General features: G+C 57.4%; 1 protein-coding gene. It reads left to right on the forward strand.

The genetic code is table 11. From position 1 onward, the window contains the following. The first annotated feature begins 62 nt into the window (after positions 1-62). Positions 63-12,425, forward strand: coding sequence for a non-ribosomal peptide synthetase/type I polyketide synthase (locus SYMBAF_RS16635; protein WP_152609111.1), 12,363 nt, complete (start codon positions 63-65; stop codon positions 12,423-12,425). Positions 12,426-12,460: the final 35 nt, after the last annotated feature.

The raw sequence follows: 12,460 nt of genomic DNA on the forward strand, positions 1-12,460 counted from the left end.
GATTTGTTTGCTGGTGCGACGTGAGCGTGATTATTAACAATCAATTAACGTTTGAGGTTAAAATGGCTGAGCAACGCCAGATAAGCTATGGTTGGACCACGCTGACGGCAGCGATCGATCAGCATGCGCAGCAGACGCCGGACAGTCCTGCACTGCGTTTCCTTTCTCTCGATGGTCAGATGCAGACGCTGACTTTTTCCGAGGTAGCGGCCCAGGCGCAGGCGCTGGCCGCCAGATTGCAACAGCAGGCGCAAGCTGGCTCGATGGCTCTTATCCTCCATCCTTCCGGGCTTGATTACGTGGTCTCGCTACTGGCCTGCTTTTATGCAGGGATCGTGGCCGTACCCGTCAACCTATCCGGCGCTGCCCGCGTTAAACGTGTGTTGGGCAAGCTGGAGGCGATTGCAAAAGATTGCCAGCCCCAACTCATCCTCACGGGTCGTGAGATTGCCAGAGATTCGGCCGAGTCTTTAAGGGCGTTTGCTGACCAGTTTCAGTTGCGCTGTTTGTTAACCGACGAGGCCGTTCCCAGCGAACAGGTGAACTTTGTACCGCCCATCCTCGACGGCAATACATTGGCTTTTTTGCAATACACCTCCGGCTCGACCGGGGAACCCAAAGGCGTTATCAATCGCCACAGCAACCTGCTCGCCAATCTGGATTTTCTGACCTGCCTGACTCTGCCGGATGAAGACTGTGTGGTGGCAAGTTGGTTACCTCTTTATCACGACATGGGCCTGATTATGGGCATCCTGTCCCCACTGGTGTATGGCAACACCGCACTCTATTTACCGCCTGTGACCTTCGTGCAGGATCCGTTGCGTTGGCTGGAATTGGCCAGCGAATATCGCGCGACTGTATTACCTTGCCCTAATTTTGCGTTACAGCGCTGCCTTGATGCCGCTGAACGCGAACCAGAGCGTCTGACACAACTTGATCTCAGTGCGGTGAAGAGCCTGGTGCCTTCCGCTGAGCCGGTCTCAGCACAGCAAATGATGAATTTCTGGTGGTGCTTTGCCCGCTGCGGCCTGCGGCTGTCAGCTATGAAACCGTCCTATGGCCTGGCTGAGGCCACACTGATTGCTGCAGGAAACCGTGCGCCTGAACCCGTATTCCTGGATGTGGATCGTGATGCGTTGCTGAATAATGAGGTGCTGATATCCAGCGCTCCAGCGCCGACTACCCGCCGCTATGTGGGTTGCGGTAATGATTTCGGAGAGGGGCAACTGCGCATTGTTAATCCTGACGAAGCGCGCTTTTGCCGCCCCGATGAAGTGGGGGAAATTTGGCTGAGCGGTGCAGCAATAGCGCATGGCTACTGGCAACGAGAAGCGGAGACGCAACATACTTTTCATGCCACCGTGGCGGGTGATGAACATCACTGGCTGCGAACCGGCGACTTGGGTTTTGTACATCAGGAACAGTTGTTTATTACCGGAAGGCTAAAAGATCTGATCATCATTCGCGGTGAATGCCATTACCCGAACGATTTGGAAACGACGGCGGTAGGGGCCCATCCGCTGGCCCTGAGTGATGGCGCGGCGGCATTTGCTGTTCCCGCCGCCGAAAACGAAGATGAACAACTGGTGATCGTGCTGGAGTGCCAGCGTGCGAAGCAGGAAGAACTGTTGCAATGTGTAGAACGGGTTCGTCAGCGCATTGCGGAGGAGCACCAACTCAACGCTTGGCAAATTATTCCTGTCCGTAAAGGCACGTTGTTGCGCACAACCAGTGGCAAGGTACGACGCAATGCGTTGCGCGAGGCGTGGCAGCAGGATCAACTGCATCGCCTGCTCGCAGAAACATCTGACATCCATCCTTCTACCGCCAGCCACCAAAGTGGAATTGCGCGCTGGTTGGCACAGCAGGTGGCGGAGATCCTCGGCAACGTCGCCGCACGACATATTGATCCGCAGCGTTCATTGTTCAGCTATGGCCTGGATTCTCTGGGGGCCACCACCCTGATAGCACGCATCCGCCAGCACTATGACGTCACTTTGCAGGAGAGCGATCTTTACGACTCACCTGGCACGGCGGCACTGGCATCGAGGATCGACGGAACGCTGTCACCTGAGGCAGAAACGGTAGCCGCGTCAGAGAAAAAAGCGGCAGATGAACCTGTAGCCATCATCGGTATGGCGTTTCGTTTGCCCGGTTCCGAAGGTGAAGAAGCACAGGATGATGACACCTTCTGGCAGTTGTTGTCGCAAGGCGCTTCGGCCATCCGCCCCATGCCTATTGAACGTTTTCGCCGCAGTGAAAACATTCCCGGCTTTGGTGCTTACCTGAATAATCCCGCTGATTTTGATGCCAGCTTCTTCGGTTTATCGCCGCGCGAAGCGATCAATACCGATCCACAGCAACGCATGCTGCTGGAGGTAAGCTGGCATGCGCTGGAAGACGCGGGCTTGCGTCCTTCCGCCTTGCGCGGCGCGGATGTCGGCGTTTATGTCGGCATCGGTACGGGTGACTATTCGCATATACCGTTTATCACCGGTGAGAAGAGCCACCTTGATGCCTATTACGGCACCGGCAACTCCTTCGCCGCCGCCTGTGGTCGTCTCTCCTACTTTTACGGATGGGAAGGCCCTTCAGTGGCGGTCGATACGGCCTGTTCCTCTTCTCACAGTGCGTTGCACATGGCCTGTCAGGCGATACGACTGGGCGAGTGCGACATGGCGATGGCGGCCGGGGTTAAATTACAACTGCTGCCTGAAGTGGATGAGGTGCTGCACAAAGCAGGGATGCTGGCAGCAGACGGCCACTGCAAAACCTTCGATGCGGCAGCCGATGGCTATGTCCGTGGCGAGGGCTGTGTCGCATTCCTACTAAAACCGCTGTCACAGGCGTTGGCCGATGGCGATGAAATCCGTGCGGTGATCCGAGGAAGTCTGGTGCGACAGGATGGTGCCAGCAGCAGTCTCTCTGCCCCTAATGGTGAAGCGCAACGCCGTCTCCTGCAGCGGGTGTTAGCGCGCGCCAATCTTTCCCCTGATGACATCGACTATCTGGAGCTGCACGGTACCGGTACGCGCTTAGGCGATCCTATTGAGTATCAGTCTGTGGCAGCTGTGTTCGCTGGACGCCAGGCCCGTGATCCGCTCTGGCTGGGCTCGGTGAAAACTAATATCGGACATCTTGAAGCAGCTGCGGGTGCGTCGGGACTGGTTAAAACCATTCTGGCACTGGAAAAAGCCACCATACCGCCCCACGCGGGACTCAATCAGCTTAATCCGCTAATTGATCTCACCAGCATTCCGGCCGCGATCCCCAGCAAAAACCAGCCGTGGCCGCAACGTGCCGCCCCAAGACGCGCGGGAGTAACTTCTTACGGTTTCGCGGGTACGCTCTCTCATGTGATTCTTGAGCAGGCACCGTCCTTCTCACGTCCTGAACCCATGGCTGACTCACAGCCGCAACTCTGCGTGTTCTCTGCCCGCTCTACCGAGGCGCTGGAACAGATGCGCCAACAGTGGATAGAACAATGTAACGATGATCTGCCGCTGAATGCCGTTGCCGCCAGCCTCGCGCGTCAGCGTGATCACCACCCTCTGCGTCTGGCCGTGGTGGCGAGCAATGCTGCTGAGTTTTGTGAGCGGTTAACGCAAGCACAGGCCAGTGAAGTGGTGGTACAGGCACCTCGCATCGGCTTTATGTTTACCGGTCAGGGGGCCCAATATGCGGGGATGTCTCGTGAGCTGTATGCGCTTGAACCGGCGTTTCGTCAGTCGCTGGATGAGGCCGACCACGTGTTACAGCCCTGGCTTGGGGCATCGCTGATTGCCCGTCTGCACGATGAGACATGGGACGAGATCAATCAAACAGAGTGGACCCAGCCCGCCCTATTCGCTGTGGGCTATGCGCTGGCCAGGCTGTGGCAAAGCTATGGTGTGCAACCGACAGTATTGGCAGGTCACTCGATTGGCGAATTTGCGGCGATGGTTATCGCGGGTGGTTGGACACTGGCGCATGCCGCGCGTTTGATTGTGACGCGTGCGCGTTTGATGCAGGCCCTTCCTGCAGGAGGAGGCATGCTGGCCGTGCGACTCAGTGCGGCGGAATGCGGAGCTAGGCTGGCAACGAGCGATGGCATTCGTCTCTCGATTGCCGCGTTAAATGGCACCGAAGATACGGTGCTGGCCGGCGATATACGGCTGTTGGACACCCTGCGCCAACAGTTTGAGGCGGAAGACATTAGCGCCAGGCCCTTACAGGTATCACATGCCTTCCACTCCCCCTTACTGGAACCGATGCTGGATGAGTGGCGACAGGCGTGCGAAGCGGTAACCTGTGACCTGCCAACGCTGCCCTTTATTTCGACGCTCACTGGCGAAACGCTGACCGTGCCCGCTGATGCGGATTACTGGTGCCGCCATGCGCGACAGCCCGTACAGTTCTGGCCCGCATTACAGCAAATGGCAGAGCAATGTGATGTGCTGTTGGAGATAGGCCCGCACAGTATTCTTACGGCGTTGGCACAGCGTCATTTACTGCAACATCCTGCATCCCATCCGGTGAACGTGGTGGGCAGCCAGCGACGCGGTGGAGGTGAGATTGCCACACTGCGTGAGGCGATGCAGGTGCTCTATCTTCAAGGTGTGGACTTCAATTGGGATGAACCACAAGCGTCAGCCTTTTCCGCGCCTCCACTCTCATCACGTCAATTGCCGCGCTATCCGTTCCATCGACAGACGTGGTGGCTGGAATACGACAGTGATGCGCCGCGTGAACCGTTACCGTTGCAACCGCAGCCATCGCACAGCCGCGCAGAACCAGTACCGCTCTACACCCAGCAGTGGGAAACGCTGGAGATTTCCGAAAACCCCGGCAAGAGCGCGCGTTATCGATTGTTTGGTGAAGAACCGTTGGCCCCCTCACTGTTGGCGGCCTTTGCCGAACAAGGATTAACGGCAGCGTGGTGCCATAACGGTGAAGCGTTGTTGAACAACTGGCACCAGGATGATGTCGCCGTTTACCTGCCTGGCAGCGATGCATGGCCGCTGATCGCCACACTCAAACAGATGCAGCATCACAACATCGCTCTGCGTATTCTGGTGCTAAGTGAAGAAGCGCAGGCAACCGGCAATGAAGGTTGCGATCCTGACCAGGCCGCAGTCTGGGGCGCGGCGCGCGCGCTGGCGATTGAGTATCCTGCCTGCAAATGGCTGCTGCTGGATGTTTCAGGACTGACCACGGCGGCAGTGCGCGTTGCTGCACTGCATCGCGCGGCTGCCCGCTTTGGGCTTGATGATGCATTAATGCTGCGCGACAACCAGTGGCTGCGCCCTTGCCTGACGCCAGTATCTGATGAGCAGCTTGAGGCTTCCCAACTCTTCAATGTCTCAGCGGATGAAACCGTTTTGGTGGTGGGCGCATGGGGTGCGTTGGGCCGTTACATCAGTGAATGGCTGGTGGATAACGGTGCGCGCCATCTTGTGCTCTCCGGGCGTAAGCCGCCGGGAACACACTGGCAGCCGTGGTTAAACTGGCTGCGAGGGCGCGGTGTGGAATTGTTCTGCACGGAGGCAGATATCAGCCATTCACAGCAGGTTGATGCGCTGTTTCAACGGATCGATGCGCTTGAACGTCCCTTGGCGGGGGTATTCCACTGTGCGGGCGTTGGTCGCTTTAATCCACTTGAGGAGATCACTGAAGAGGATTATCACGCCGTCACATCGGCAAAAATGAAAGGAACGGCCCTGCTGGATCGTGCAACGCGCCACCGCGCACACCGTTGGTTCGTTTGCTTTACCTCGATTGCCGGTGTGTGGGGCAGCCGTTTGCAGATCCACTACGGAGCAGCTAACGCATGGCAGGATGCCCTGATGCGTCAGCGTCGACATCTTGGCTTACCCGGCATGAGTGTGTCATGGGGGCCGTGGAGTGGAGGCGCTGGCATGTCGGAAGTGGATACCTCGCTGCTTAATTATCTGCGTATCGCAGGCATTTATCGCCAGTCGCCAGCGCGGTATCTGGCTACGCTGGATCGCTTATTTGCCGCCGGGGATCGCGCCAGTGCGCATGCCGCCGTTTGGCTGGCTGCGGAAGTTGACTGGGGTAAATTCGTGCCGATGTTTAGTCTTTACCATCCCACGCACTTATTCCGCCGCTGTCTTGAGCAACAATCGCAGGCGCTGCCTGCTGTTGAAGCGCCAGACCTGAGCGAACTGACTCAACTGCCAGCAGAAGCCCAGCAGCAACTGATCGAGCAGTTTGTACGCAATGAACTGGGGCGCACATTGCGCATGTCACCGCAGGCGATTGAACCGGATGCTGAGTTACTGGCTCTGGGCATGGACTCGATTCTGGTGATGGACTTTGCACGCAGCTGTCAGAGTCAGCTAGGTATTCGCTGTGAGTTAAGAGCCCTGTTTGAGCACAGCACGCCGGCGCGGCTGGTGCACTATCTGAAGGCTCAACTGCCTTATGTCGCAGCAGTTCGCGACAACGAACTGCATGAGGTTGCTCTGCAACACGACGCAATCGGGCGCTATCAACCTTTCCCGTTAACGGAGCTGCAATATGCCTACTGGATTGGTCGTCAGGATCACTACGCGCTGGGTGGTGTGGCCTGTCATGCCTACCTCGAGGCCGATGCGGCCGTACCGCTTGATGTCACGCTACTGGAGCACTGCTGGAATCAGCTGATTGAACGCCATGACGCGCTGCGATTAGTGATCGAAGAGAGTGGACAACAGCGTGTGCTGCGTGACGTTACACCTTACCGCATTCCGATCGCGGATCTGCGTCACTGTTCTAAACAAGATGCTGAGCAGCAGAGTTTGTTGTGCCGAAGCACACTCTCACATCAAGTGCTGCCATGCGACCGGTGGCCTATGTTTGATTTGCGCGTCGCGCTGCTGCCAGAAGGCGGTAGTCGCCTCTTCATCAGTATCGATATGTTGATCAATGACGCCACCAGTAGCCAGATTTTGTGGGAAGAGTTGGTTGCGCTCTATAGCGCAAACGGAGACATCAAAGAGGCCGGACTTGCGCCATTCACGCTGACCTTCCGCGATTACGTACTGGCGCGTCAAGACCGTCAGGGCGCGCGACTTAACCAATGGCAAGAAGATCGCGAATACTGGTTGGCGCGATTACCCACCCTGCCCGCAGCACCACAGCTGCCGCTCAACAATGAACGTCTGATGCAGACGCATCCGCACTTTACGCGTCGTCAACAAACGTTGTCAGCCAATAAATGGCAAATGTTGCGTGAGCGTGCCTCACAACAGGGGATTACGCCCGCTTCACTGCTGATCGCCGCCTTCTCGCAGGTGTTGGCAGCCTGGAGCAGCGAGCCGGCGTTCTGCCTGAATCTCACTATCTTTGATCGTTTAGGCAGTCACGAAGATGTACAACGCATGGTGGGTGATTTCACCGCTGTAACACTGTTAGCACTGGATAATGACCCGCAGCTCTGCTTTGCAGAACAGGCACAGCAGGTGAACGGTGCCGTACTGGAGAGTTTGCAACATCGTCAGTTCAGCGCAGTGGATGTGCTGCGTGAATGGAACCGGGGTCGTGAACAGCAGGCATTGGTGAGCATGCCGGTGGTGTTTACCAGCCAACTTGGCGTCAGCGATCCCACGAAAGGCGCGGCGCAAAGTCCGCTGGGTGACATCCGCTACGGGCTCAGTCAGACACCGCAGGTGTGGCTCGATCATCAGGCCAGTGAGATGGACGGCGCGCTGGTCTATAACTGGGATATGGTCGATGATCTGTTCCTGCCAGGCGTGGCCGAAGCGATGTTCAGCGCCTATGCGCAGTTACTGGAGCAGCTGGCGGATGCTTCTTTCGACTGGCAGAAAAGGTTGCCTGCGTTGCTGCCCCCTGCCCAAAAAGAGAAGCGTTTGCAGGTCAACGCCACCCACCAACCCCTCAGTGAGATGACCCTCGATGGCCTGTTCTGGCGTCAGGTCGAACGCTGCCCTCAAGCGCCTGCGCTGGTGAGTGCGGAAGGGCGTTGGTGCTATCAAGATTTAGCGAGATGGAGCCTGGGTATCGTATGGCAGTTGCAGGACTTGGGGGTAGTGCGTGGCGAGCGTGTGGCGGTGGTGATGCACAAAGGTGCATCTCAGATTGCCGCATGTCTGGCGATTCAGACTCTGGGGGCCGCCTGGGTACCGCTTGCGGATGATATCCCTGGCAAGCGTCTCGACACTATTTTGCAAGGCAGTGCGATTCGTTTGCTGCTGGTGCAGCCTGAAAATCTTGCCCGTTTTAGCGAGTACGGCACCTGTGTCGTGGTCGATGCAACTGACCCTGTCGAGAGCGATAAGGCTGTGCCTCGCGTTCATCAGCCCGATGACGCTGCCTACGTGATTTACACCTCCGGTTCAACCGGCACCCCCAAAGGGGTACTGATTCATCACCGTGGCGCGGTTAACACGGTGCTTGACGTCAACCGCCGCTTTGGTGTGAACGAACAGGATCGCGTATTGAGTCTCTCTTCACTGTGGTTCGATTTAGCGGTGTATGACCTGTACGGCACCTTCGCCGCAGGAGGCACCTTAGTGTTGCCGGAAGCTGAAGCGACACGTGACCCGACGCGCTGGCTGCAATGGTTGGAACAGGAGCAGGTGAGCGTTTGGAATTCAGTGCCCGCCCTGCTCGACCTCTTGCTCAGTGAGGCGGCCCATCATGCGCAACCCCTGACTTCACTGCGCAAGGTTTACCTCAGTGGAGACTGGATCCCGTTGAGTCTGCCTGAGCGTTTGCAGCTGGCGGCGCCGCAAGCGCGATTGGTCGCGATGGGGGGAGCCACGGAAGCATCGATTTGGTCCAACTGGTTTAATGTTGAACACATTGAGAGCGACTGGAGCGCTATTCCTTATGGCTATCCGCTGACTAACCAGGCGTATCACGTATTGGACGGATCGCTGCGTGACAGACCAGACTACGTCACCGGGGACCTTTACATATCGGGTGCTGGCGTTGCAGTCGGTTATGAAAATGACGCGCAGCGCACCGCAGAGAGCTTTATCGAGCATAACAGTCAGCGTCTGTACCGTACTGGCGATCTGGCGCGTTACTGGTCTGATGGCACGCTAGAGTTTTTAGGTCGTCGAGATTTTCAGGTGAAAATTGCAGGCAACCGCATCGAATTGGGTGAGATAGAGGCAGTGCTACGGCAACATCCCGCGGTGAAAGAGGCGGTGGTTGATACCTTGGGTGAAGCGCGCGGCGAGAAAAGGTTAGCGGCCTGGTTGGTACAGCATAAGCACACCCAGCATGCGCATCAGGTGCTTGAGGCGAACATCAGTCACGAGGACTGGCGTGCACAATTGGATGCTGCACGTTCACCGCTGAGTGATGCGACTTCAATGGCCTCATTAACGCGCTTCTGGTCATTCATCGACCAACTCGGGCTAAGAGCCATGGCCGATGTTTTGGCATTATCAGGGGCGGCACCGCTGGCCACCAGCGCAGAATTTAGCCAACTGGTGGCACGTTGGCAAACCCTGTTGCACGAGGCTCCGCCAGACTGGGCGCTATTGAGGGAACAGGCTGCTTCGCTCGGCTTACCCGAGGAATCACTGGCACGCTTACAGCAGGGCGCAGCCGACCGTTTACAGGTGTTGCGTGGTGAAAAGAGTGCGCTGGAGTTGTTCTATAGCAATGACGATCGACTGTCACCCGAGCAGCTGACCCAGGCACATCCGCTGAACACATCGCTTATCTCCTCACTGGCACAAGCGATCCAGGCTTTCACTCATCGCACCGGCCGTACGCCTCGCATTCTTGAGTTGGGTGGGCGCAGCGGCGTGGCCAGTCAGACCTTGTTGCGAGCACTGAACGGCAGCGCGGTGGAGTATCACTTTACCGATGCTTCACCGTTACTGGTACAGCAGGCAGAACGTCGCCTGCATGCTGAGGAGGCTCAGCGCTTACATTTCACTACGCTGGATATCGACAAACACGCGCTCAGCGATATGCCTCGTTTCGATATGGTGATTGCGTTTAATGCCCTACATCGGAGCGCCAATCTGCCGCAGCTGATGACGCGCCTGCAAAATCTACTGCTGCCGGGCGGTAGCTTGTGGGCTGCGGAAATGACGCGTAACAGCCCATTCCAGCTCGCCACCGTTGCGTTGTTAGAAGGTGGATACAGCCACTTTGAAGACCTGCGAGCTGCAGAATCACTGCCTTTACTTAGCGCCAGGCAGTGGCAAGCACTCTGCCTGGCGCAGGGCTTTGCCGCCAGCCACACGTTAAGCAGCAGCGAAGACAGCGGCTTCCATCTGGTTGTGGCACAGATGCCAGAAACGCTGTGGCAATTTACTCCTGCCTCGCTGGTTGAGGTGATACGGCAACAACTTCCGGGCTATATGGTCCCGCAGCAGTTCTTCTGCCTGGATGCGCTTCCGCTCTCTCCGACGGGCAAAGTGGCCCGCGCTGCACTGCCGCGTCCGCAATCCCAGCGCCCTGCTCTCACAACAGAACGTACCGACTGGCAAGGAGAAACCGCGCAGTTAGCGGAAATCTGGAGTGAACTGCTGGGCGGCATCTGGCCTGCCGCTGACAGTCACTTCTTTGAAGCCGGCGGCGACAGTTTGATGGCGGTACGCCTGGTAGAGAAGGTGCGTCACCGCTTGCAACGTCAGGTGGCGCTGCGCGATCTCTTTACCGCAGCACGTTTCGCAGAGTTTTCAGCTGTGGTTAGTGCGGCGCAGCAAGGAGAAGAGCGTCCTCTTACACTGACCGCGGATCCCGCACAGCGCGAACAACCTTTCCCACTCACTGATGTGCAGCAGGCTTACTGGATTGGTCGTCAAAGCGGACTGCCATTAAGTGGAGTTGCAACGCATCTCTATGTGGAAATTGAGGTCGAAAACATTGCACCTGCAGCACTGGAGAACGCCTGGAAACGGCTGATTCAGCGCCATGAGATGTTGCGGGCAGTGATTGACGATCAAGGATATCAACGCATTCTGTCGCAGGTGCCGGACTATCCGTTAGCGTGCGTTGATTTGTCTCAGGCATCGGACGCAGCGCGCAGCGCGTGGGAAAGCGAGGTTCGCGAGACGCTGGGACATGAGGTGCACGATACCACGCAATGGCCGTTGTTTACGCTACGTGCTGCGCAGTGGGATCAGCAGTGCCTGCGCCTGTGCATCAGCCTCGATAACCTGATTTGTGATGGCCGTTCGATGGTGATGCTGTTGTCCGAATGGGCATTGCTGGCTCGAGCACCAGACCAGCCGTTACCCGTGCTGGACCTCAGCTTCCGCGACTATGTCTTGGCGCAACCGCAGTGGCAGTCGCATCCCGCCTGGCAACGCGCGCTGGACTATTGGCTATCACGGCTGGATAGCTTGCCGCCAGCGCCACAGCTGCCGGTTGATGATGCCGAACTCAAGAGTGTGCAACCGCACTTCACTCGCTATCAGGCTCAACTCGAACCGGATGACTGGCAACAGCTGCGCCAGCATGCTGCGCGATCGGGTATTACACCCAACGCGCTGTTGCTCACGGTGTGGGGTTATGTGTTGGCTAACTGGAGTCGTGAGCGGCATTTCACGCTCAATTTGACTCTGTTCCAGCGCCCCGATGTTCATCCGCAAATGAGCGCGCTGGTGGGGGATTTCACTTCGCTCAGCTTACTGCGTTGTGATTTCCGTACGCCCACCGCGTTTATCCAACAGGCGCAGGCATTACAACAGCAGCTTGGCGACGATCTCAGCCACAGTGAGGTTTCAGCGGTGCGGGTGCTACGTGAAGCGGCGCGGCGTTTTGGTCGGGTTGATGCCATGTCGATGCCGGTGGTATTCACCAGCGGGTTGGGAGTGGATAACCGTGGCAGCGATGCCAGCGTGGCAGCCGACTGGCTGGGGGAGTTTGGTTGGAGCGTTAGCCAAACGCCACAAGTGTGGATTGACCACCAGGTGGTCGAACGCCACGGTGCCTTGGTCTTCAGTTGGGACTGTGTCGATGCACTGTTCCCGGCAGGATTGATGCGGGAGTTGTTTGGTCACTATCAGCAATTACTTGAACGTTTGGCGCACGATGAAAACGCCTGGCAGCAGGATATAGCCCTCTGGCTGCCAGCTTATGTCCAGCACGCTGATGCACCGAAAGCCTGGTCGCTGCCTGCACAGGCAATCGCCACGCCTACGGCCGATGAGACCTTAACGCAGCAAATCTGTGATTTGCTGATGCAGATCAGCGGTGAAAGTCACATCGATCCAACGCGCAACTTCTTCGAAGCAGGTGCAACTTCGCTGCACTTGATCCGACTCCGCCAGCAACTGCAGCAGCGTTTAAAAATCGATTTCCCGTTGGTCACGCTGTTCGATGCAGCAACACCGCGCGCATTGGCGGCCCGCTTAATGCCGGGGACCGCCTCGGTGCCACATGAAATCAATTCCGGCGAGTCACGCCTGCTGGCACGCCAGCGTCGTCGTCACCAGCGCCAACGTTAATGTTTCAGGCACGCCATGACTGGCGTGCCTGCCCA

The organism is Serratia symbiotica, from assembly GCF_000821185.2.
Lineage (GTDB): Bacteria > Pseudomonadota > Gammaproteobacteria > Enterobacterales > Enterobacteriaceae > Serratia > Serratia symbiotica.

Coding starts and splice junctions, on each gene's coding strand:
- SYMBAF_RS16635 (WP_152609111.1), top strand. CDS start 63: ATGGCTGAGCAACGCCAGATAAGCTATGGTTGGACCACGCTGACGGCA.